This is a genomic window from Sulfitobacter sp. F26169L (assembly GCF_026410285.1).
GTDB lineage: Bacteria > Pseudomonadota > Alphaproteobacteria > Rhodobacterales > Rhodobacteraceae > Sulfitobacter.
Window position 1 is genome coordinate 25,350 of record NZ_JAPMLP010000010.1, and the last position, 24,062, is coordinate 49,411.

A 24,062-nucleotide genomic window follows, 5' to 3' on the forward strand; every position below is an offset into this window, starting at 1 on the left:
CATGTAGTTGTTGACAGATGCGACTCAATAGTATGTCCTACTGGCAAGTAGTAATTACTGCCTGCTAACTACCTGCCGGGGGGAGGCCCGGAAAAAACAAGCATAACTGACGAGGAGACCGGGAATGCAGATCACCAAAACCACAACTGGCCCGAAAGCATGGCTGACAGGGACCGCGATGGCCCTGACAATGGCGCTGACCGCGCCCGCCATTGCCCAGGAATCACTGGGCACGCCGGAAGAGCCGATTGAATTGCGCTTTCTGGCGAACGAGTCCTTTGCCGCAACATGGCAAAAGACACTCGTACCGGAGTTCAACAAGATTTACCCCAACATCAACGTCACCATTGATGGCGTCCCCTATCCCGAGCATCTGGCAAAGCTGATGCTGGACGCAACCAGCGCGAACCCTGACTATGATCTGCTGCTGGTGGATGACCCGTGGGCGCCGCAGATGGCCTCCATCGGTGCACTGGTTGACCTGAAAAGCCCCGAAATCACAGCAATGACATCCGATGAATACGATTGGGACGATCTGCATCCTGCTCCGCTGGCCGCGGGCCAGTGGCAGGGCAAGCAGTACGCCGTTCCGGTGCGTGCGAACATGCTGATGATGCTCTACAATAAATCGCTTTACGAAAGCGCCGGCGTGCCGCTGCCGACGCCAGAACTGACATGGGAAGAGTTTTTTGCACAAGCGCCCAAGCTGGTGCAGGATACCGATGGCGATGGAGAAACCGATGCCTGGCCGCTGCACACGTTCTTTACCCGTGACCAGCTGACCCCGACAATCTGGCAAACAATCATGAACTCCAATGGCGGCAAGCTGGTGGATGACGAGGGCAAGCCTGCCTTCAACGACGAAATCGGCGTTGCCGCTCTGGATACCCAGCGCAAGCTGCTCGATTACGCACCTCCGGGCGCACTCGGCCACGGCTTCTCCGAATCTCTCCAGACATTCCGTCAGGGGGCTGCGGCAAACATGTTCATGTGGGGCAGCGTTTACAAAACAACTGCGGGCGGCAGTGACGCAACCACACTGGGCGAAGACGAAGTCGGTATTCAGGTTATGCCTGCGGGCAGCTTCAGTGCCGGTGCCCACCGTGGCGTCTGGAGCCTCGGGATCAGCTCCAAGACCGAAAACCTTGATGCGTCATGGGCGTTCTTGCAGTGGATGTCCTCCAAAGAGGGCGAGGCATTCAACGCAAGCGAAACCGGATCTTTCCCATCCCGTCTGAATACGCTGAACAACCCTGCCGAAGCATGGGCAGAGCCAGTGTATGAAGCGATCAAGAATGCCTATGATGTTACAATCAAAGGCGAGATGTGGCGCATGCGTCACCCCAAATCGGACGCGGCGCAGCAGATCCTTGCGGATGAAGTCGCCCGCGCACTTGCCGGACAGGCGACTTCGCAAGAGGCGCTGGATACTGCGGCACAACGTATGGTTCGCGCGCTGCGCTAACCTTGCCAGCAACAGGCGCTCCGCTCCCTCCCCGAAGAGCGCCTGTTGCACCTCTTGCAAGCGAGCGTCGCATTTGATTTGCGAAGCCGCCCGACAACTCCCGAAGTAGTGACGGCACCTGCACCCGATGACCGGCGTGCAATCGATCTCTGCCGTCTTTTTTTCTTCAGTACGAGGATGTAAAAAATGTCTTTTATCAAAACTGCCACAATGACTGCCTTGACCACGCTTGCGCTGGCCTCCGCCGCTGCTGCCGCCGATTACAAAATAAAATTCGCGATGTCGCACCAATCCAAGCCAAACCACTATATTTACACAGCCGCCGAGAAATTCGGAGAAGAGGTCGAGCGCCTGTCGGACGGGCGCATTGACGTAGAATTTTACTGGGGCGGATCGCTGGGCAAAGTTGAATCGGTTCTGGACCTCATGCGTCAGGGATTTGTTGAAGCGACCTTTGCCAGTGATGGCCACGCTGCGCCCTATTACAAAGAAATTCAGGTTCTTTCTGTCCCCTACCTTTTCTCAAGCCGCACAGTGGCGTGGGACGTTCTTGGGGGCGATTGGGGTAAGGCATTTTCCGAGCGAATGGCAAAAGGATCCGGTCTGCGACCGCTTTCAATTATGGAGAACGGTGGGTACCGCCATTTCTCGGCCTCGACCCCGCTGAACACAATTGACGATCTGGAAGGTCTGAAGATCAGAACCCAGACCAATGCCGTACACATGAGCATTGTTAAATCGCTGGGCGCGTCCCCGACACCGATTGCGTGGGCGGATCTTTATACATCGCTTCAGACCGGTGTTGTTGAGGGGCAGGAAAACTCCTTTGCGACATTCCGTATTCCACGTCTGGAAGAAGTGCAGAAAAACATCATCATGGACGGTCACGTCTATTCGATTTCAAACCTGTTGGTCAGCGAGAAGTTCTATCAGAGCCTACCCGATGATCTGAAACAGGTTTTGCAGGACGCAGCCGAAACCGCGCTTGAGATCAATCACAGGCTATCAGTCGAAAACGAGTCCTCCGACCGTGCCTATCTGGAAGCGGAAGGCGTGCGGATTGTCGAACTTTCCCACGAAGAAAAGATGCGCTTTCGCGACAAGACCCAAGGGCCTGCTCTTGATTTGATCCACGAGCAGGGAATCGACCCCGAGTTGCTGCAGAGCCTGCTGGATGCGGTTGAAGAAGCGGAAACGCGCCTGAACGGCAGCTGATTGCCGCTGGCCCGTGCCGTGGTGGTGCGGGCCTATCAACGCGAAGGGGGAACCTGTGGAAAATCTTACAGCGGTTGTTCGAGTGTCATGCACCGTGTTTTCAGTGCTGATGCGTGTCATGTTGGCAGTGATGTTTGCGATATTCATCGCGCTTGTCATCACACGCTATTTCTTTTCCTACTCACCTTCATGGTCCGAGGAGGTGTCGCGCTTTCTCCTCGTATGGATCAGCATGTTGGGCGCAGCGGTGCTGGTTGTGTATCAGGATCATTTTGCCCTGCACATGTTGGTTCAAAAGCTTAGCCCCAAGATGAAGCTTGTTCACTCACTAGTGGTGCAGATGGTTATTCTGATCGTCTGTGCAGTAGTATTCTATTACGGTATCTTCTTCGCCTTTGACGCGCGCGACGTGTTTGCCAGCGGCAGCGGCTTGTCGATGTTTTGGCCCAAGCTGTCTATCCCCGTGGGGATGGGCCTGATGATCTTTTACGTGCTGGTGTCGATCGTCGACATCATCCGCCTGTTGGGGGGCGCCGAACAATCAATTGTTCCGCCGCAGACCCTGTTTATGGACAGTACCTTCCGCCAGACGGAAGGCGAAGCAACGACATCCCAGCAAGAAGGCCGTTCGACATGACCCTTATTATCATATTTACGGCAATGATCCTGCTGGTCCTGGCCGGACTGCCCATCGCATTTATCATGCTTGTGCTGTCGGGCGTCTACTTCCTGACCGGCCCGGTCCCCGGATTTATCACCCTGCTGCCGACAAAGATTTTCGAAGGGATGGACGTGATCATCCTGACCGCGATCCCGTTCTTTCTGCTGGCGGGCGATATCATGGGCAAATCGGGAATGGCCGACCGCCTGATGGATTTCGCAAACGAACTGATCGGCCGTGTGCGCGGCGGTCTGGCGCATGTGAACGTAATGGTCAGCCTCCTGTTTGCAGGGCTTACAGGTGTCGCGGTGGGCGATATCGCTGCTTTGGGCAAGCTCGAAGTGAACGGGATGGAGCGGGCAGGCTATCCGCGCCCCTTTGCGGCGGCGGTGACTGTTTCATCTGCGCTGATCGGTCCGATCATCCCCCCAAGCGGGATGATTATCCTCTATTGTGCGATTATGGATGTCTCCGTTGGCGGCATGTTCCTTGCTGCCATTGTTCCCGGCGTCCTGATGGCTCTGGGTGATATGCTTCTGATCTCGACCGTGGCGAAAAAGCGTAACTTTCCCAAGGTGGATTCCCCGTTCTCGCTTGTGGTGCTGTTGTCCAAGGGGCGGCACGCAGTGCTTGCTGTTGCTTTGCCCGTTATCCTGATCGGCGGGATTGTCGGGGGCATCGTAACCCCCACCGAGGCGGCGGCGGTTGCGGTGATCTATGCGCTGATTGTGGCTGTGTTCATCTATCGCACGATGACGCTGAAATCACTCTGGCGCAGCTTTGCCAACGCCAGTTTCGAAAGTGCCCGCCTGATGTTTATGATCGGTGCCGCGCTGACGATGTCATGGGTTTTCGCGCTAGAGGACATGCCCGGGAAATTTGCTGTGCTGTTCGGGGGCAGTGACACCTCGCTGCTGGTACTGCTGCTGACGATCAACGTGATGTTTCTCGTGCTTGGTATGATCATGGAACCGTCCCTCGCGCTTATTCTGTTCGGGCCGATTGTGGCGCCCGTGGCCTATGCGGCGGGTCTTGATCCGTTGCAATTGGGGGTGATGCTGCTGGTCAATGTGACCGTGGGTCTTGCCACGCCGCCTGTGGGTAATGCGCTGTTTGCCATTGCTTCGGTTGTGACCGTGGACATGAGCAAACTGATAAAGGAACTGCTGCCGTTTCTGGCGATCAAATTCGTCATGATGGTTCTTATCGGTACACTGCCGTTTATCACCCTCGCTGTTCCCGGCCTGTTCGGACTGAATTGATGAGGGATCAGATTTTACACCGTAAACCGACTTGAAAATAACCTACTATGGAGTATAACTACTACATAGTAGGTTAATATCGCTGGATGATATGCGCTCCGGACAAGGCAACAGGGCCTTCCCCCGACGTATGCACCGGCTGGCCAATCGATAAAAGGAAGCCTCATGAATCTTGATTACAACGCCGAGGAACTGGACTTTCGCGCAGAGGTGCGGACGTTTATCGAAGAAAACCTGCCGTCTGATATTCAGGCAAAAGTGCTGGCTCACAAGCGGCTCAATCGGGATGACTACAAAAGATGGCACCAGATCCTGCACGCGAAAGGATGGGTCGCCCCTGCCTGGCCTGTTGAAACGGGCGGCGCAGGCTGGAACCCCGTTCAGCGCCACATCTGGGAAGAAGAGGCGACGCGCGCCGGTGCGCCTAATGTCCTGAGCTTTGGTGTGAACATGATCGGGCCGGTCCTTATGGCGTTTGGTTCGGACGAGCAAAAATCGCACTATCTTCCCCGCATCCTGAGTTGCGAGGACTGGTGGTGTCAGGGCTACTCCGAGCCTGGATCAGGTTCTGACCTTGCATCGCTGAAAACTGCGGCGAAGCGTGTGCAGGAAGACGACGGCGAATACTATGTGGTAAACGGCCAGAAGACATGGACCACGCTGGGACAGCACGCAGACATGATTTTCTGCCTTGTCCGCACCGACAATTCCGGCCGCAAGCAGCAGGGCATTTCGTTTTTGCTGATTGATATGAATACTCCGGGCATCACCGTGCGCCCGATTATCACGCTGGACGAGGATCACGAAGTTAACGAAATCTTCTTCGACAATGTGAAAGTACCTGTCAAAAACCTTGTCGGGCAGGAAAACATGGGCTGGACCTATGCGAAATACCTGCTCAGCCACGAACGGAACAACGTAGCCGAGGTTGGCCGCTCCAAGCGTGAGCTGCGGTATTTGAAACAGCTGGCGATGGCCTACACCAGTGATGGCAAGCCGCTGCTGGAAGACCCGTTGTTTGCCAGAAAGGTTGCGATACTTGAGGCCGAACTGATGGCGCTGGAAATCACAAATCTGCGTGTCGTGTCCGCTGATGACGGCAAGTCCGAGCCGGGGCCGGAGGTTTCCATGCTCAAGATTGTCGGGACCGAAGTTCAGCAGCGCCTGACCGAGTTGATGGTGCAGGCCGTGGGGCCGTATGGTCTGCCGTTTGATGCAGAGTTCCTTGAGGGCGAAACAGAACATGCCGTGACCGGCAAGGATGATGCCGCACCTCTGACCGCCGCTTATCTCAACTTCCGCAAGGCGTCGATCTATGGCGGCTCGAACGAGATACAGAAAAACATCATGAACAAAATGATACTGGGGCTTTGATTTAACATGGATTTCAATCTCACGCAGGAACAAACACAGCTTTCCGATACGCTTCGCCGCTGGATCGAAAAGGAATACGATTTCGAAGCACGCCGCGCGATTATCAAATCCGCCGAAGGGGTCAGCGCAGATGCCTGGAGCGGTCTGGCAGAGCTTGGCCTGATGGCTTTGCCCGTCCCAGAGGCGCAGGACGGGTTTGGCGCAAGCGGGTCGGATATGTTTGCCGTGATGCAGGAACTGGGCAAGGGGCTGCTGGTTGAGCCGTATCTCGCCACGGTCAGCGGGGTCCAGTATCTGAAACAGGACGCGGAAAAACATGCAGAACTGTTGCAGCAGGTTGCGGGGGGTGAAGCACGCATCGCCTGTGCGCTGGGCGAGGCGCAATCGCGCTACAACCGTTATGATGTGGCAATGACGGCAAAGGCTGACGGCGATGGATATATCCTGAACGGGCGCAAAACGGTTGTTGTTCACGGCGCGCAAGCGGATCACCTGATTGTATCCGCGCGTACGGATGGCGATCCGCGTGATCACAGCGGGATTTCCCTGTTTGTGATGGCCGCCGATGCCAAGGGGATTACCCGCAGCGATTACCGCACCATTGACGGCATGCGCGCCGCCGACATCAATTTTGCCGATGTTCGCGTACAGGTCGCATCCCTGATCGGCGCAGCGGGAGAGGCTTGGCCGATTATTGATGTCGTGTCCGATTATAGCTGTGCATTGATCTGCGCCGAAGCTGTGGGGATCATGCAGGCAACTTATGAAACCACGTTGGAATATCTGAAAACGCGCCGCCAGTTTGATCAGCCCATCGGGGCCTTTCAGGCATTACAGCACCGCATGGTTGAAATGTTCATCGAGGTCGAGCAAGCCCGCTCCATGGCGATGCTGGCGGCCGCGCGTATCGGATCGGATGACGCCGAGGAACGTCGGCGCACAGTTTCAGGGGCGATGATCCGTGTGGGTCAAGCCGCCAACCGCGTCGGCGAAGAGGCGATCCAGTTGCATGGTGGTATCGGTATGACCAACGAAATGCAGGTCGCCCATTACTTCAAACGCCTTACCATGTTCGGCGCGGTCTATGGCGATGTAGACCATCATATTAACCGGTTCACCCATCAGCCGGCCTTCCCGCAAAGCGCCTGACACGCTGGCAAATTTCGGCGTCGCTGCGTCACACGCCGAAATTTTTGCTATGTTCATCTTTTTCGATTATGGAGTGCCACCGGATTAGGAAAAGATGCGAGACGGAGTAGACTGATTAATGGCCACAACAACACGAAAAGACGCGGCCTACAGGCGCGCTGCCCGCAAATCCGTTAACCACGGGGCAAAGCGCGCCAGAATCCTTGAAGTCGCGGGCGATCTGTTCTTCCGGCAGGGGTATGGCAATACCAGCATTGACGAAATCGCCGCCGAACTGGGCGTGGGCAAGCCTTATGTCTATTATTATTTCCGCGACAAGCTAACCATTTTCGAAACGCTGTGCGTCGAATCCTCCAACGTCACGCACAAGGCGTTTGAAGCCACCCGCGACACGGATTTGAGCGCATCAGAACGGCTGTCGCAGGGCCTGCGGGAACTGATCCTGCGGTATTTGCAGACATTTGCCGGCGGCGCATTGTACTATAAAGAGCCGGGCCTGCTGTCGGGTGAGGCAAAGGACATCGTCCGCCAGAACGCACTGGCTCTGCACGCCGATCTTTTGCAGGTCCTTGAAGAGGGGCGCACAGCAGGCGAGTTTTCGTTTGATGACACGAAACTGACAGCGCTGATGATTGGTGGTGCGATCGGATTTATGTTCAGCTGGTATCGCCCTGACAGCAAGATGTCGCCAACCGAACTTGCCGATTACATGGTGCGTGATCTGATGAAAATCGTGGCAGTGCCTGGATAACACTGCCACAAACGCGTTGCTTAGGCGGCAATCTCCGCATGGCCGTTTGCCAGAATGATCTGTCCGTTATCATCGATGACTTCGAATGAAATCTGGCGTGATCCATCCGCTGCATCGACACTGCGATGGCGCATGAACAGCGAGGCCCCCACCAGCGCTTTGCCTGTCATCCGCGCACCCAGTCGCGTCAGCCGCGCCGGATCGCCCTGGCCGAACTGACGGACAATCTGCAATCCTGCCGCGCCCCAACTGCAAGAGCCGTGCAGCAGCGTGTCATCCAGTCCGGCATCCCTGGCGGCGGTGCGCTCTGTGTGGATCGGGTTCCAGATATCGGCCGCTTCGGTGTAGAGATGCGGCAGGGCACGGGTAATCTCCAGCATCGGGGCGCTGCCGGTTGTGAAGTCCTCAACCAAGGCTGCGGGGGCAGGCGGCTCTGCGATGCTGCGGTCGGGGCCTTCGATCTTGTCGCCCAGGAAAATCCCGCAAAACCAGCTTTCGGCGATTGCCTCGTCTGTTTCCTTTTCAGAGGTGACAAGCCGCACAGCGATGTAGGCACCGATACGGGTTTGGCGCAGGGCGCAGATCTTTCCGCGTGTGACCACATGGGTGTCGGGGCGAAGCGGTTTGAAGATCGTAGAGTCCTGCTGCACGTGAATACAGCGCCACATCTGCGCATTGTCTGCGCCCAGCACCGCACGGTATGGTTGGCCGTTCATCACCTGCCATTCCGGCGAGATCACATAGGTCGGCAGCCCGGTAATCCCGCCCTCACGCAGATCGTTCAGATACACATCTTCGGTTGCGCCAAGGGACGCGGCATAACTCATCAAGCGCCGCGCGCTCATGTGTGTGTGCGCGGGTGTGATATCGGTGCCGACAATGTCGGAGTTCAGCAGGTTGGTCACGGGCATCCCCTTTGCTGGCGCTCAGCGGCCTTTGAAAAACGCATCAAGCGCATCACTGTGGGCATCTGTGGCCTGACAGGTGACGTATTGCTCAAGGTCCATGTAGCTGACTGCATGGTTCAGGGCGTTCGCGGCCTGACCAATGGCATGTTTTGTCATCCGCAGTGGTGCGCCGGGAATTTCAAGCAGACGGTGGGCCAGCGTTTCGGCTTCTGCCTTTGCTGCACCGGGGGCGGAAATTTCATCTACCATGCCCCAACTTTCGGCTTTGGCAGCGTCAATATTATCGGCCAGCATCACCAGTTTTCGGGTGCGTGCAGGGCCGACCAGTGCCACCAGCCGCGGCAGGCTTTGCCAACTCATGCTCATCCCGTTGAGCAATTCAGGCGCGCCCAGAACTGTTTCCGACGTGGCAACGCGGAAGTCACAGACCACACTGAACGCCAGACCGCCACCGAGGCAATATCCTTCAATCGCGCAAACGGTCACTGCATCGAGCGCCTCCCATGCGGCGCAGGCACGCGCACCGATGGCGTGTACCGCCAGCCGCTGTTCCGTGCTCAGTTCGCGATAGCCTTTCACTTCGTCCTGCTTGAGGTTCATCCCCGCAGAAAAGTGGCTGTCCGAACCGCAGACAACAACCGCACGAATGGCCGGATCGCTCTGGATTTCGTTGGCCACGGCCCAGAGTTCGTGCAGCATGGCATATGACATCAGATTGTACTTTCCCGCACCCTTCAGGCGCACAATCGCCAGATCGGGTTGCGGGCGGCTCAGGTCGATATGGTCCATTGTCAAATCCTTGTATCGCGGGTGGCTCAGGCAAATTGTTCGGTTTTGGTAAACCTGTCGCGCAGCTTGTTTTTGAGAACCTTGCCTGTCGGGCCAAGGTCGATGAAGTCTACAAAATGCACTTCGTCGGGCATCCACCATTTTGCGATTTTACCGTCGAGGAATGACAACAGATCATCCTTGGTGATTTTCGCGCCCGGTTTCGCGATCACAACCAGAACAGGCCGTTCGCTCCACTTGGGGTGGGGGATGCCAATGCAGGCCGCCTGATGAACATCAGGGTGAAGTTGCGCGATGTTTTCCACCTCGATCGAGCTGATCCATTCGCCCCCCGATTTGATGATGTCCTTGCTGCGGTCCGTAATCTTTATGTAGCCTTGCGGGGTGATCGTGACCACGTCACCTGTGGGCAGCCAGCCGTCTTGCAGCGCGCTGCCTTCGGGGTGTTTGAAGTACGAGTCAATCACCCACGGGCCTTTGACAAACAGATTGCCCGTTGTTTTCCCGTCCCACGGCAATTCGACACCCTGATCATCAAGCAGCAGCATATCGACACCGAAAACCGGATGGCCCTGCGTTTCGCGCAGCTTCTGGATTTCCGCTTCGGGCAGGTCGGCGTGACGTGCCTGCAAGGTGCAGATCGTACCCATTGGCGACATCTCGGTCATGCCCCAAGCGTGGATCACATCCACCCCGTGGGTGTGGCGGAACGTATTCATCATGGCTGTCGGGCAGGCCGATCCGCCAATGTTCATCCGTTTGAATGTGGTGAAGCCCAGATTGTGCGCTTTTACATAGTCCAGCAGCCCGTTCCAGACTGTCGGCACACCAGCCGAGAACGTCACACCCTCGCCGTCAATCAATTCATAGAGCGATTTTCCGTCCATCATCGGCCCGGGCAGTACCAGCTTTGCCCCTGCCAGCGCAGAGGCATAGGGCAGACCCCACGCGTTGGAGTGATACATCGGAACAACAGGCATGATCACATCACGCGAGGATATGTTGAACGCGTCCGGCATCACCTCGGCGTAGGAATGGATCATCGTCGAGCGGTGCGAGTACAGCGCGCCCTTCGGATTGCCCGTGGTGCCCGACGTATAGCACAGCGTCGAGGCGGCGTTTTCGTCAAATTCCGGCCACTGGTACGTGTCCGGTTGCGCGGCTATGAACTCATCATAACAGAGCAGGTTTTTGATGCTGGTCTGCGCAGGCATCTCTGATGGTGCGCACATTGCGACAAAGGTTTTTGCATCCGGGCATTCTGCCGCAATCGCTTCGGCCTGATCCAGAAATGTCAGATCAAACAGCACACATTTCGCCTCGGCATGGCCGGCGATATAGGCGATCTGGTCGTTGTGCAGGCGCGGGTTGATGGTGTTCAACACCAGTCCCGATCCCGGAATGGCAAAATATGCCTCAAGATGGCGATAGTTGTTCCAGCCCAGCGTTGCGACCCTGTCGCCAATCACCAGCCCCAGACCCGCCAGCGCATTGGCAAGCTGTTGCGCGCGCGTGTGGCAATCGCCGTATGTGTAGCGGTGGATACTTCCATCCTCCAGACGCGACACGATTTCAACATCGCCGAAATACCGCGCGGCGTTTTTGATCAGGCTGGAAATCAGCAAGGGGCGGTTCATTGTCCGTCCCGATATTGGACTTTGCATATACTCAGACATTTTCAGGCTCCCGTTACTGTTGTGGTTGCGGCAGGGCGCGGGGAGCGCCCTGCCGCAATTGTCAGCGTCGCTAGGTCGATCAGTCGTTTGACCAACCGGATACAGCTTTGACTTCGCAGAAGTCCTCAATGCCCCATGCGCCGCCTTCGCGGCCGTTGCCCGACTGCTTCATCCCGCCAAAGGGCGATCCCGCGCCGCGGGCCTCGCCGTTCATTTCCACCATGCCCGAGCGCAGTTGCTGGGCAAGGCGGTTACGCCGTGCACCGTCCTGGGTCTGGACGTAGTTGGTCAGGCCGTAGACCGTATCATTCGCAATCTTGACGGCCTGTTCTTCATTGTCGAACTTCATGATCGACAGAACAGGGCCAAAGATTTCCTCGCGCGCGATCGTCATATCGGGTGTCACATCGGCAAAGACCGTCGGCTTGACGTAGTAGCCGCGGTTCAACCCTTCGGGGCGCCCCGTGCCACCAGCCACCAGACGCGCACCTTCGTCGATGCCCTTCTGGATCAGATCCTGAATTTTGCCCCACTGGGTTTCGTTTACGACGGGGCCGATGTGACGGCCTTCTTCGCTAGCAGGGCCAACGGTGATGCCAGAGGCGATTTCACCCGCACTCTCGACGGCGGCGTCATAGGCGCTTGCCTCGACCATCATGCGGGTCGGAGCGTTACAGCTCTGGCCCGAGTTGTTCATCATAGACAACACGCCGCGTTTAACTGCTTTTTCATCCGCATCGGCAAAGATCAGGTTTGCACCCTTGCCACCCAGTTCAAGGTGAACCTTCTTCAGCGTATCGGCAGCGTTTTTGGAAATTGCGATGCCTGCGCGGGTAGAGCCGGTGAAGCTGACCATATCCACATCCTTGTGGCCGGTCAGGGCCGTGCCAACACCTTCGCCGTTACCGTTGACAAGGTTGAACACGCCGGCAGGGAAACCTGCCTCATCCATCATCTCGGCAAACAGCACCGCGCTCAGCGGGCTTTCCTCGGAAGGCTTGAGAACCATCGTGCAACCAGCAACCACAGCAGCGCCGACTTTCAGCGTCACCTGGTTCATCGGCCAGTTCCATGGCGTAATCATCGCAACAACGCCGACCGCTTCGTGAATGATCCGGTCGTTTGGTGCATGATCGCCCAGCGGTTTAATGAATTCAAAATCCTTCGCCGCCTTGATGAAAGTTTTGATGTGGCTATAGCCCGCGCCCCACTGGGAGGATCGTGCCAGCGTGATCGGCGCACCCATTTCGGTGCTGATCGCCTGCGCCATATCTTCGGAGCGTGCCTTGTAGATCTCCGCAAGCTTTTCCAGCAGCGCAATACGCTCCTGCGGTGGGGTCGCCATCCAGCCGGGCAGCGCCTTTTTTGCCGCAGCTACAGCCGCGTCCACATCGGCCTGTCCGCCCAGCGAAATCACCGCGAACGGTTCTTCGTTGGATGGATTGATGACGTTGTGGTCGTCTGCCTGCTGCGGTGCGACCCATTTTCCGTCAATATAGAAATCACGTTTCTCGATCATGGTAGTATCTCCGTATTGGTGCGTAGTTTATTTCATCGTGTTGTTGATATAGTATCTGATGGTCTTGACTACACTCATTTGCCTGAAAAATTCGGTGGTCGCTTTTCCTGAAAATGCGCAACGCCTTCGGTGAAATCTTCACTTTGGATGCTAAGGAACATTTCCTCGTTCGCTTGGGTTATCGCTTCGCCGAGTGTCTGATAAGGGGCTTCCCACAATTGCCGCTTCATGATGCGAACGGAGCGTGGCGATACCTGCTGTGACAGTTTGTTCGCCAGCGCGCGGGCTTCCTCCATCAGGGCATCAGGTTCGACCACTTGGTGGACAAGACCCATCGAAAGGGCTTCGTCGGCTTTTACCTTGCGCGAGGTCAGCAGCATATCCATCGCGTGGGCATGGCCGACAACGCGCGGCAAAATCCAACTGATCCCGTGTTCGGCAATCAGGCCCCGCATGACAAACGCGGTTACAAAAGCCGCCTTTTCAGACGCGATGCGGAAATCACTGTACAGCGCGAAGATCAGGCCAAGACCCGCCGCCGCGCCGTTGATCGCCGAGATCACCGGCTTTGATACGCCGGGGAAATAGGAATACCGCGCCTGATAATCCGCACGGCGGTTCATGTCATACGGGCGCATCCACTCGCGCGCGCTGATGTCATCGGGCGGCAGCACTTCCAGTTCGTCCATGTCCATACCGGCACAGAAGGCACGGCCGTTTCCGGTGAGGATGATCGCGCGCACGTTGTCATCCAGATCGGCGGCGCGCATGGCTTCATACAGCTCGCCCTCCAGCACCTTGGTCAAGGCGTTCATCCGGTCGGGCCGGTTGAAAGTGATGATGGCGGTGTGTCCGTCTACTTCGTAGGTGATCTCTTTATAGCTCATCGTATCTCTCCAAATTTCTGTCTCTAATCGGGCTTCAGCACACTTCGAACAGTGCCGCAGCACCCTGACCGCCGCCGACACACATCGACACCACCGCATATTGCGCGCCGCGCCGCTTGCCCTCGATCAGGGCGTGGCCGACCGAACGCGCGCCTGTCATGCCGTATGGGTGGCCGATGGAAATGGCACCGCCGTTGATGTTGAACAACTCAGGGTCGATGCCTAGATGGTCGCGACAATAAAGCGCTTGCACGGCGAAAGCTTCGTTCAGCTCCCACACGCCAATGTCCGAGATTTTCAGCCCGTGCTGCTTGAGCAGTTTGGGAATGGCATAGATCGGGCCGATGCCCATTTCTTCGGGCGCGTTGCCCACAACCATCATGCCACGATAAATGCCAAGCGGCTCCAGACCGCGCTGGGCCGCGATGCCTCTTTCCATCAGAATACAGGCAGAGGCCCCATCGGAAAGCTGGCTGGCGTTCCCCGCTGTCACAACACCGCCGTCGATCACAGGCTTCAGCGATGCCAGCGTATCGAGGGTGGTTGACGGGCGGTTGCCTTCATCCTGTGAAAGCGTCACTTCTTCATAGCTCACCTCGCCGGTTTCGCGGTTTTGCACAGCTTTTGTCGCGGTGATCGGCACAATTTCATCGTCCATATTGCCCGCTTCCTGGGCAGCGGCGGTGCGTTGCTGTGACATCAGAGCGTATTCGTCCTGCTGTTCGCGGGTCACGCCGTATTTTTTAGCGACAAATTCGGCCGTTTGCAGCATCGGCATATAGGCATGGGGGGCGTGGGCGGTTACGTTTGAATCCTGCTCGCGCCCGACCCACGCGAAATATTCGTTCTGCACAGCCGAGATATTTTCCTGACCCCCAGCGGCGACAATATCAAACCCGTCGACCATAATTTCGCGCGCGGCATTGGCGATGGCCATCAGGCCCGAGGCGCATTGACGATCCACCGTTTGCGCCGCCACCTGCACCGGCAGGCCCGCCGCCAGACCCGCATTGCGCGCCAGATTACCGCCGCCCGTACCGGCGCTAAGTGCTGTGCCGACAATCAGATCTTCGATCTCGCCACCGTCAAGCCCCGCGCGTGACACCGCGTTTTCCAGCGCGTGTGCCATCATGGTTGGCGATTTGATATTGTTGAGCGCGCCGCGATAGGCTTTGCCAATCGGTGTGCGGGCGGTGGAAACGATAACTGCTTCACGCATTAGATTTCTCCGTTGGGTTTGATGTCTCTTCGTCAGCCCTGCGCGACAGCAGCGGGGCGGGAGTGAAAAATTCGAAACGGTCCTGCGTCTGCTTGCCCAGTTCGACAAGACGGTCACGCAGTTTTGCCAGACCAATGGTTTCGGCCAGATGCATCGGCCCCCCTGTCAGCGGCGGCCAGCCGTAACCGGCGGTCCAGACCACATCGATATCGCCTTCGCGGTAGGCGATACCCTCTTCCATGATCTTGAAGCCTTCGTTGATCAGCGGATACAGCAGCCGGTCGCAAATCTCGGCGTCGGTGATGTCGTTGCGGCGGCGGATGCCGAATTTGGCGGCCAGATCAGCGGCGATCCGGTTTACCTCGGGGTCTTCGACGGGTGTGCGTCCGTCATATTTGTAATACCCTTTGCCTGCCTTCTGGCCGTTGCGCCCCAGCGCACCCAATTCGCGCACCAGCGCGCGGTAGGACGGTGTATCGGGCAGCGCGCCCTCGGCCTCGCGACCGTCGAGCACAAAAGCGTTCACATCAATGCCCGCCATATCCATCATCCGGCAGGGGCCCATCGCCATGCCGAACCCTTCCAGCGCAGCGTCCAGTTGGGCGGGAGTGGCCCCTTCCATCAGCAGATAGTCCATCTCGCGCAGGTAGCTTTCCAGCATCCGGTTGCCGATGAAGCCATAGCAAACACCAGACACTACCGCGACCTTGTTAATCCGGCGCGCCAGCTGCATCACCGTGGCCAGCACATCAGGCGCGGTTTTTGCACCGCGCACAACCTCAAGCAGGCGCATGATATGGGCGGGGCTGAAAAAGTGCATGCCCAGCACATCCGCCGGACGCCCTGTCGCTTCTGCAATGATGTCTACATCCAGCGTGGAGGTATTGGTTGCGATGATCGCGCCCTCCTTGCAGACCTCGCCCAGCGTGGCGCAGACATCCTGTTTGATCTTCATATTCTCGAACACCGCTTCAATGACCAGATCCCGGTCGGCCATATCGGCGTAATCGGTCGAGCCGTTGAGCAGCGCCATACGCGTATCCATCTGCGCCTGTGTTATGCGGCCTTTTTCAACGTTGCTGGCATAGGTGCTGCGAATTTTCTCTATCCCGCGGTCCAGCGCATCCTGCGCGATTTCCAACAGGGTGACCGGCATGCCCGCGTTAAGAAAGTTCATCGCGATGCCGCCGCCCATGGTGCCTGCACCGATGATTCCCACGCGCTCGATCTGGCGAAGGGGCAAGTCTTTTTCCAAATTTGGAATTTTGACAGCGGCCTTTTCGGCAAAGAACAAATGGCGCAGCGCCTTTGACTGTGTGCCGTTCATCAGATCCAGAAACTCTTTGCGCTCGAATTTCAGGCCCTCTTCGAAATCCTTACCCGAGGCGGCAAATTCGATGCAGCGCGCGATCGCTTTTGGAGCCTGCGCATCCGGGGCGCGGCGCAGCACCTTTTCCAGCGCGGCTGCAATAGTTTCGGCGGCGGTGTCCGCGCCCTTCACCGGCAATGCTTTTGCGGTGGGCAATCCTTCTCCGCGCCCTGTGGCATCCAGCGCCAGCGCAATCGCGTCTTCCAGTAAATCGCCCTGCGCTACGGCGTCAATCAACCCGTATTCTTGTGCGTCTTTCGCGCCAATCATCCGCCCGCTCAGGATTAGGTCCAGCGCCACAGCGACACCTGCCAGACGCGGGGTTCGCTGTGTTCCGCCCGCACCGGGCAGAACGCCCAGCGTCACCTCGGGGAACCCGATTTTAGCGTCTTTGGTGGCAATGCGGAAATGACACCCGAGTGCCAGTTCCATGCCACCGCCAAGCGCATGACCGTGGATCGCGGCCACCACCGGCTTGGCCATCGATTCCATAAAGGCGCAGATGTTGTTCACGTCCGGTTCGGTTACCTCACCCGAGCCAAATTCGTTAATATCCGCACCGCCGCAGAACATCTTGCCCGCGCCTGTAATGACCACGGCACCAACACCGTCATCCGCATGTGCGCGGTGAAGACCATCGTTGATTCCCGCGCGCAACGCCTGTGACAATCCGTTCACCGGGGGGGCGTTCAGCGTGATAATCGCAACGCGGTCCCGCACCTCGTATCCTGCACCTACGTCTGTATCAGCCATGTTTTGCCTCCATCGGAAAATAAAACTTTCAAGTAGATGCTACCACGTAGTAGTAATTGTGTGCAACGGATATTGCTCTGCCCCCGAGGTGTTTGCGAAAACACAAGTAAGAGGACACAAAACATGACGACGCCACAGGCCGGAAAACCACGCACCCAAGCCAATGCCGATCTGGCAAATATTCCTGAGCCACGCGGCAATCTGGCGCCGACTGACGGTTTATCGCACGTGCGCGGCCCCACATCGCCACCCCTGCTGGATGTGACCATCCCGCAGCTATTGCGCGGCACGGTTGCAAAGCACGGATCGCGCGACGCGCTTGTCTTTCCCGATCATCGGCTGACGTATGCCGAGATGGAGCAGGCAGTCGATGCGCTTGCGGCGGGGTTTCTGGCATTAGGTCTGGAGAAAGGTGACCGTCTGGGTATCTGGTCGCCCAACCGGATCGAGTGGGTGCTGACCCAGTTTGCAACGGCGCGGATCGGTGTTGTGCTGGTCAACATAAACCCCGCATACCGGCTGGCCGAGCTTGAATATGCCCTTAATCTGGTGGGCTGCAAAGCACTGGTGCTGGCGCGGGAATTCAAAACATCAAACTATTTACAGATGATCCGCACCCTTGCGCCGGAACTGGACGCCGCGAAGCCGGGCAAATTGCGTGCGGGGAAATTACCGGATCTGCGCCATGTCATATTGATGGGGGATGAGCAAAGCGTAAAAGGGATTTGGCCGTTTGATGGAATCCGGTCACTGGGGGGATCGCAGGAACAGGCGCGCTTAACGACAATCGAAGGCACGCTGGCCCCTGATGATGCAATCAATATCCAGTTCACCTCCGGCACCACGGGACGGCCCAAAGGCGCGACATTGACGCATCGCAATATCATCAACAATTCGCGTTTTACCATGGACAGGATCAGAGTCACCGAAGCCGATAAGCTGGCCTTGCCTGTGCCGCTTTATCACTGTTTCGGAATGGCGATGGGGGTGATGGGGGCGGTCAACAAAGGGGCTGCAATGGTGTTCACGGGCGAAGCATTCGATGCTGTGAAAACGCTGGATGTCGTCGCCGCAGAGCGCTGCACGGCGCTTTACGGCGTGCCGACAATGTTTGTGCAGATGCTGCAAGAGCTGGAAGCCAAACCGCGCGATCTGTCATCGCTGCGCACGGGGATCATGGCGGGATCGCCTTGTCCGGTGAAGGTGATGAAGCAGGTCAATGATCGGATGCACATGGACGAGGTCACTATTTGCTATGGCATGACCGAAACCTCGCCCGTTTCAATGCAAAGCTTTGTCGATGATACAGTGGCCCAGCGATGCGAGACAGTCGGGCGCATTCACCCGCATCTGGAGGTCAAGATCGTGGATGAGGCTGGCCGCACGGTGCCTTTGGGCACGCAGGGAGAGCTGTGTACCAAGGGCTATTCTGTGATGAAAGGCTATTGGGCTGATCCAGAGCGCACGGATGAGACGATTCGCGATGGCTGGATGCATACCGGCGATCTGGCAGTGCTGGACGAAGCGGGATTTTGCACCATTACGGGCCGCGTAAAAGACATGATCATTCGCGGCGGCGAAAACATTTATCCACGCGAGATAGAAGAGTTTTTGTTCACCCATCCGCAAATCAGCGAGGTGCAGGTTTTTGGCATTCCCGATGAAAAGCTGGGCGAAGTTGTCTGTGCATGGGTGGTTGCCGCACCAAACGCCAACATTGATGGCGAGGCGTTGCGCGCATTCTGCAAAGACCAGATCGCGCATTTTAAAATACCCGTCCATTTCCGGATCGTGAACGAATTGCCGATGACAATCACCGGAAAGCCGCAGAAATTTGTCATGCGGGATATGATGATAGCGGAACTGCGCCAAAAGCTTTCCTAGTGACAGCTATTGCATAACCTTGCGTAACATCGGACCCTGCAATCTGGCGGGGACGGCGCCCCCAAGCAAAATGGAATGAACAGATGACACCGTTTACATTCAACACTACGCCTTCAGTCCGGTTTGTACCGGACGGGCTGAACGATCTGGCTGCCAGCGTTGGCAGCTTGCTGGGACAACGTATTGTCATCGTGACGGACCGCGGGCTGGTCGCAACCGGTATCCCCGATCGTGCGGTGCAGGCGATGACACAGGCAGGCGCGCAGGTGCATCTGTTTGACAGCGTCGAAGCCGATCCGCCCGAGGCGATTATCGAGTCGGCAACGCAGATGATGCGCGACGTGGACGCCACGGGTGTGATCGGTCTGGGCGGGGGATCATCGCTTGATGTGGCCAAGCTGGCCGCTGCGTTGGCGAAAAGCGGTGCCACGCTGGCGGACAGTTACGGCATCGGCAATCTGGCTGGGGGGCGGTTGCCGCTCGTGCTGATCCCGACCACCGCCGGAACAGGGTCCGAGGTGACGCCGATTTCGATTGTGACGACAGGTGAGAATGCAAAGATGGGGGTGGTCAGCCCTGTAATGCTGCCCGATGTCGCGCTGCTTGATCCGCTGCTCACGGTTGGCCTGCCGGCGCATGTGACGGCGGCAACGGGCATTGACGCGATGGTCCACGCGATAGAGGCGTATTGTTCGGCCAGCCCCAACAACAACCCCGTATCGCGTACCTTGGCCTGTGAGGCGCTGCGCCTGATGGGCGCGGCGTTGGAAACCGCAGTCGCAGAGCCAGACAATATCGCTGCGCGCTCGGATATGCTGCTCGGCTCATTGCTGGCGGGGCAGGCGTTTGCCAACTCTCCCGTAGCGGCGGTTCATGCGCTGGCCTATCCTATTGGCGGGCGGTTCAAGGTTCCGCACGGGCTGTCCAACGCGCTGGTTTTGCCGCATGTTCTGCGGTTCAACATCCAGACCGCACCGGATGCCTATGCGCAGATTGCACCGCTGTTGTTCCCGCATCTGACAGGAGCGGTTGCAGATGTCGCGGCGGCGTTCTGCGACGAATTGCAGGCTCTTGCGTTGCGCTGCGGTTTGCCGGCCCGTTTGCGGGATGTGGACATCGGAAAAGATGCACTGGGGCCAATGGCTGATGATGCGATGCAACAAACCCGCCTGCTGGTGAACAACCCGCGCCCTGTCGAACGTGCAGATGCCTTCGCCATATACGAGGCCGCGTGGTGAGCGGGGGTGCCGGCATGAACCGTGATGCTTACCCCTTGACGCGCCAGATGCAGACGCGTTGGAATGATAATGATACATTCGGGCATATGAACAATGCCGTGCATTACCAGTTCTTTGATACGATAGTGAATTGCACGCTTGACGATCTGGGCTATGCGCAGGGCGCCGATCATCCGACCCGTTTTCTTGTTGTGGAAACAGGCTGCAAATACTTTGCGGAAATGGCGTACCCCGACTCTATTACCTTGGGGCTGGGGATCGCGCATCTGGGCAATTCTTCTGTGCGCTATGCCCTTGGCATGTTCCGCAATGATGACATGACGCCCTCTGCCGAGGGTCATTTCATTCACGTGAACGTGGACCGCATCACAAAGCGTCCCGTCGCAATCCGCGACGATCTAAAGCGGGAATTGGACGCGCTGAGATGGCAAAGCGGGCGTATGCCCGACACCTGAGAAATTTGCGCAGTTGGCGTAAGCGCTGGAACACGCGCAGGATTGAAAATAGAAAACTGCCGGAATGGCAATGGGAAGGATAGCAGATCATGAGCGTTTCTTTTGACAACAAGGGAATGTCCGAACGGGCTTTGGAAATAGCGGCCAAAGTCGAAACATTTGTCCGCAATACTGTTGCCCCCTATGAGCGTGATACGCGCAAGACATCACATGGCCCCTCGGACGAACTGGCAGCAGAGCTGAAGCAGCTTGCGCGCGAAGCGGGTGTGCTGACACCCCACATCCTTGGGGACGGTGATCATCTGACCCATCGCGAAACCGCTTGCGTGCTGATCCGCACCGGTCTGTCGCCGCTTGGTCCGCTGGCGTGCAATACAGCCGCGCCCGACGAAGGCAATATGTATCTGCTCGGGCAGGTCGGGTCGCCGGAAATGAAAGAGCGCTTCCTTGATCCGATGGTCCGTGGCGATATGCGTTCGGCGTTTTTCATGACCGAACCTGCCGAGGATGGCGGCGCAGGCTCTGATCCGATGTTGATGCAGACCACCTGCAAGATGGATGGCAACCACTGGGTGATCAACGGGCGCAAGACCTTTGCCACAGGTGCCGACGGTGCGGGCATGGGCATTGTCATGGCGAAAAGCGATGATGGCGCTTGCATGTTCCTTGTCGATCTGCCGGACCCCGCAATCCGTATCGAGCGTGTTCTGGATACCATCGACAGTTCGATGCCCGGAGGTCACGCGGTGGTCACCATCGACAACTTGCGGGTGCCTGCAACGCAGATGCTGGGCGAAAGTGGTGAGGGATTCCGCTATGCGCAGGTGCGCCTGTCACCTGCACGGCTGACCCACTGTATGCGCTGGCTGGGTGCGTGTATCCGCGCCAACGAAATCGCCACCGATTATGCAAACCGCCGGATAGCCTTTGGCAAGCCGCTGGTCGATCACGAAGGTGTCGGTTTTATGCTGGCCGAAAACCTGATTGATCTCAAACAGGCCGAACTGATGGTGTATTGGTGTGCGGATGTGCTGGACACAGGCGTGCTGGGAACGGCAGAAAGTTCCATGGCGAAGGTTGCCGTATCCGAAGCGCTGATGCGGGTCGCTGATCGCTGTGTGCAGTGCATGGGCGGGCAGGGTGTTTCCGGTGATACAATCGTTGAACAGGTGTTCCGTGAAATCCGTGCGTTCCGTATTTATGACGGCCCGACCGAAGTGCATAAATGGTCGCTTGCCAAAAAGATCAAACGCGACTGGAAAAAGGCGCAAGAAGCATGAGTGGCGCGACCGCCGCTGAATCAAATACCGGCGTTATTCCTGTAAGAGAAGGGTTCGGCTTTGACGTTGCTGCGTTGGAAATTTGGATGCGGGAGAACGTTGAGGGCTTTGAGGGCCCTTGCGAAGTGTTCCAGTTCAAGGGCGGGCAATCCAATCCAACCTATAAAATTGTAGCGCCCGGCGGCTCTTATGTGCTGCGGCGCAAACCACCCGGCCAACTTGCCAAAGGCGCGCATGCGGTTGACCGCGAAGCGCGTGTTCTAAGCGCCCTCGGCAAACAGGGGTTTCCGGTTGCACGAGTCTACGGGCTTTGTACCGATGACAGCGTGATCGGCAGCTGGTTTTTTGTGATGGACATGGTTGAGGGGCGGATTTTCTGGGATGCGACCCTGCCGGAAGTACCGGCACCGCAACGCGCCGCCTATTTCGCCGAGATGAACCGCGTGCTTGCGCAGCTACACAGCATTGATCCCGATGCAGCGGGTCTGGGTGATTACGGCAGGAAGAGCAATTACATCGAACGCCAGATCGCGCATTGGACAAAAAGCTATCTTGCCGATGCGGATGCAGGCCGTGATGCGGGTATGGACCGTCTGCTGTCTTGGCTGCCGGGCGCAGTTCCCGATGGCGATGACTGCACGATCGTGCATGGTGATTTCCGCTGTGACAACCTGATCTTCCATCCGAGCGAGCCGACCATTCTGGCGGTCCTCGACTGGGAGCTTTCCACGCTGGGCCATCCGCTTGCCGATTTTGCCTATCACGCGATGATGTACCGCGTCCCGCCTGATATTGTTGCCGGTCTGGGCAATGTCGATCCGGCGCAGTTTTCACTGCCGAGCGAGGCGGACTACATCGCGCAATATTGCAAGAACACAGGCCGCGACAGCATCCCTAACTACGAGTTCTACATCGCTTTCAATTTCTTCCGGCTGGCTGCGATCTTTCACGGGATCAAGGGGCGGGTTGCGCGCGGGCAGGCATCTTCGGCACATGCGGCAGATCGCGCGGCGGCGTTTCCACGCCTTGTGTCACTGGCGCTTGATGCGATGGAGGCATGCCGCTGATCGCTGCTGCATCTCCCCGCTCAGGCGGGGCCGGTGCTGGCGCGGATAGCCAGATCAACCTCGACGTCCGCGGATGTGCCTGCGGCGGGGTTTGCAATCAGCTCCACAACCATTGATGCGGTTTTTGTCCCGATCTCTTCGATCGGAACACGCACGGTCGTAAGTGCCGGATGCACCAGCTTGCCGATTTCGATGTCGCCAAAGCCGGTGACAGACATCTGGTCGGGTATCCTCAGCCCCTCCCGCGCGGCGGCTGACATAAACCCGAGGGCAAGCAGATCACTGCAACAAACCAGCGCGGTAGGCGCGACTGCCATCTGTTGAACCGCACGAAATGCGGCGTCACCCGACGAAATCGAAAAGGGCATTTCCAGACGGCAATCAGGTGGACATTCCAGACCATGCGCCGACAAGGTTTCAATGATGCCGGATATGCGCGCGCGCTGGCGTTCGTTGCCCGTTGTCGGGCCGGACAGGATTGCAAAGCGCCGGTGGCCGAGGCCGAGCAAATGGCGCACCGCGATCTGGCCGCCGGTCCGGTCATTGAACCCGACAAAGGGATGTGCCCCGAACGGGCTGTAGGACCATGCCGCAACGGTTGGAATTTCCGCACTGTCCAGCAAATGGGATAATCTGGGGTGATGCTCGCTTCCGATCAGGACAAGCGCGTCGGCACCGCGCTCGATCAACCCCCGCGCCAGATCAAGCTCTACTTCGTCATCATATTCATGGGACGCCACAATCAGGTGATAGCCCAAAGCCGCGAGCTGTTTTTGCAAAGCCTGCACAAAGGCGGCATAAATCGGGTTGCTGATGGTGGGCAGAATTGTCCCCACCGTTCTGGAGCGCCGCGAGGCCAGTGCGCGCGCAGTCCCGTCCGCGATATAGCCAAGACGCTGGACAGCATCCTTCACCCGCGCCAGCGTATCCGGCCGCACCTTGTCAGGTTCGGACAAAGCTTTTGAAGCGCTACCAATCGATACCCCGGCCAAAAGGGCAACATCCGAAAGACGCGGCTTTTTCTTCTTTTCCATAGTTATTCCCAAAATTCTAACATGAAACATTTGACACGCTGTTGCAATTCATGTTTCAACTTGAAGCGCTTCAAGTTTGCAGGATTTTCCGGATATGTCCATTATTT

20 protein-coding genes are annotated in these 24,062 nt (G+C 57.5%); 12 read left to right on the forward strand and 8 right to left on the reverse strand.

Going from position 1 to position 24,062, the window contains the following annotated elements; genetic code table 11:
* Positions 1–124: 124 nt before the first annotated feature.
* The 7 genes from OS189_RS16545 to OS189_RS16575 all read left to right on the forward strand — a co-directional run bounded on the left by OS189_RS16545 (position 125) and on the right by OS189_RS16575 (position 7,877).
* Positions 125–1,465 (forward strand): ABC transporter substrate-binding protein, encoded by a 1,341-nt coding sequence (locus OS189_RS16545; protein WP_267168445.1) that lies wholly within the window; start codon positions 125–127, stop codon positions 1,463–1,465.
* A gap of 186 nt (positions 1,466–1,651) precedes the next feature.
* Positions 1,652–2,680, forward strand: a complete 1,029-nt coding sequence (locus OS189_RS16550) for a TRAP transporter substrate-binding protein (protein WP_267168446.1) — start codon at positions 1,652–1,654, stop codon at positions 2,678–2,680.
* Between the two features lie 55 nt (positions 2,681–2,735).
* Positions 2,736–3,317, forward strand: coding sequence for a TRAP transporter small permease (locus OS189_RS16555; protein ID WP_267168447.1), 582 nt, complete (start codon positions 2,736–2,738; stop codon positions 3,315–3,317).
* Positions 3,314–4,603 (forward strand): TRAP transporter large permease, encoded by a 1,290-nt coding sequence (locus OS189_RS16560; RefSeq protein WP_267168448.1) that lies wholly within the window; start codon positions 3,314–3,316, stop codon positions 4,601–4,603. The genes OS189_RS16555 and OS189_RS16560 overlap by 4 nt, the downstream gene beginning before the upstream one ends.
* A gap of 165 nt (positions 4,604–4,768) precedes the next feature.
* On the forward strand, positions 4,769–5,977 hold the full coding sequence (locus OS189_RS16565) for an acyl-CoA dehydrogenase family protein (RefSeq protein WP_267168449.1): 1,209 nt from the start codon (positions 4,769–4,771) through the stop codon (positions 5,975–5,977).
* Positions 5,978–5,983: 6 nt separating this feature from the next.
* Positions 5,984–7,126 carry an acyl-CoA dehydrogenase family protein gene (locus tag OS189_RS16570; protein WP_267168450.1) on the forward strand — a complete coding sequence of 381 codons (1,143 nt, stop codon included), beginning with the start codon at positions 5,984–5,986 and terminating at the stop codon, positions 7,124–7,126.
* Positions 7,127–7,244: 118 nt separating this feature from the next.
* On the forward strand, positions 7,245–7,877 hold the full coding sequence (locus OS189_RS16575) for a TetR/AcrR family transcriptional regulator (RefSeq protein ID WP_267168451.1): 633 nt from the start codon (positions 7,245–7,247) through the stop codon (positions 7,875–7,877).
* Positions 7,878–7,897: 20 nt separating this feature from the next.
* Here OS189_RS16575 and OS189_RS16580 read toward each other — a convergent pair whose 3' ends face one another.
* From OS189_RS16580 to OS189_RS16610, 7 genes are all read right to left on the reverse strand, one after another.
* Positions 7,898–8,782: a MaoC/PaaZ C-terminal domain-containing protein gene (locus OS189_RS16580; protein WP_267168452.1), complete on the reverse strand. Its 885-nt coding sequence runs from the start codon at positions 8,780–8,782 to the stop codon at positions 7,898–7,900.
* A 21-nt stretch (positions 8,783–8,803) separates the two neighbouring features.
* Entirely contained in the window at positions 8,804–9,574 is a 771-nt protein-coding gene (locus OS189_RS16585; protein ID WP_267168453.1) for an enoyl-CoA hydratase/isomerase family protein, read from the reverse strand.
* Positions 9,575–9,600: 26 nt separating this feature from the next.
* On the reverse strand, positions 9,601–11,250 hold the full coding sequence (locus tag OS189_RS16590) for a 3-(methylthio)propionyl-CoA ligase (protein ID WP_323380248.1): 1,650 nt from the start codon (positions 11,248–11,250) through the stop codon (positions 9,601–9,603).
* A 79-nt stretch (positions 11,251–11,329) separates the two neighbouring features.
* Positions 11,330–12,769, reverse strand: a complete 1,440-nt coding sequence (locus tag OS189_RS16595) for an aldehyde dehydrogenase family protein (RefSeq protein ID WP_267168454.1) — start codon at positions 12,767–12,769, stop codon at positions 11,330–11,332.
* A 74-nt stretch (positions 12,770–12,843) separates the two neighbouring features.
* Positions 12,844–13,656, reverse strand: coding sequence for an enoyl-CoA hydratase (locus tag OS189_RS16600; protein WP_267168455.1), 813 nt, complete (start codon positions 13,654–13,656; stop codon positions 12,844–12,846).
* A 34-nt stretch (positions 13,657–13,690) separates the two neighbouring features.
* A complete protein-coding gene (locus OS189_RS16605; protein ID WP_267168456.1) occupies positions 13,691–14,875 on the reverse strand; it encodes an acetyl-CoA C-acyltransferase in 1,185 nt (394 codons plus the stop codon).
* A complete protein-coding gene (locus OS189_RS16610) occupies positions 14,868–16,997 on the reverse strand; it encodes a 3-hydroxyacyl-CoA dehydrogenase NAD-binding domain-containing protein (protein WP_267168457.1) in 2,130 nt (709 codons plus the stop codon). The genes OS189_RS16605 and OS189_RS16610 overlap by 8 nt, the downstream gene beginning before the upstream one ends.
* A 123-nt stretch (positions 16,998–17,120) precedes the next feature.
* Between OS189_RS16610 and OS189_RS16615 the strand changes: the two genes are divergently transcribed.
* From OS189_RS16615 to OS189_RS16635, 5 genes are all read left to right on the forward strand, one after another.
* Positions 17,121–18,881 carry an AMP-binding protein gene (locus OS189_RS16615; RefSeq protein WP_267168458.1) on the forward strand — a complete coding sequence of 587 codons (1,761 nt, stop codon included), beginning with the start codon at positions 17,121–17,123 and terminating at the stop codon, positions 18,879–18,881.
* A gap of 83 nt (positions 18,882–18,964) precedes the next feature.
* Positions 18,965–20,119, forward strand: a complete 1,155-nt coding sequence (locus OS189_RS16620; protein ID WP_267168459.1) for an iron-containing alcohol dehydrogenase — start codon at positions 18,965–18,967, stop codon at positions 20,117–20,119.
* 14 nt (positions 20,120–20,133) lie between these two features.
* The gene (locus OS189_RS16625) at positions 20,134–20,574 is read left to right on the forward strand and encodes an acyl-CoA thioesterase (protein WP_267168460.1); all 441 of its coding nucleotides are present in this window, start codon (positions 20,134–20,136) and stop codon (positions 20,572–20,574) included.
* A gap of 89 nt (positions 20,575–20,663) precedes the next feature.
* Positions 20,664–21,854 (forward strand): acyl-CoA dehydrogenase family protein, encoded by a 1,191-nt coding sequence (locus OS189_RS16630; RefSeq protein ID WP_267168461.1) that lies wholly within the window; start codon positions 20,664–20,666, stop codon positions 21,852–21,854.
* Positions 21,851–22,921: a phosphotransferase gene (locus OS189_RS16635; protein ID WP_267168462.1), complete on the forward strand. Its 1,071-nt coding sequence runs from the start codon at positions 21,851–21,853 to the stop codon at positions 22,919–22,921. Before OS189_RS16630 ends, OS189_RS16635 begins: the two co-directional genes overlap by 4 nt.
* Before the next feature lie 20 nt (positions 22,922–22,941).
* On the opposite strand, the gene OS189_RS16640 is transcribed toward OS189_RS16635, so the two are convergent.
* Positions 22,942–23,955 carry a LacI family DNA-binding transcriptional regulator gene (locus tag OS189_RS16640; protein WP_267168463.1) on the reverse strand — a complete coding sequence of 338 codons (1,014 nt, stop codon included), beginning with the start codon at positions 23,953–23,955 and terminating at the stop codon, positions 22,942–22,944.
* Positions 23,956–24,062: the final 107 nt, after the last annotated feature.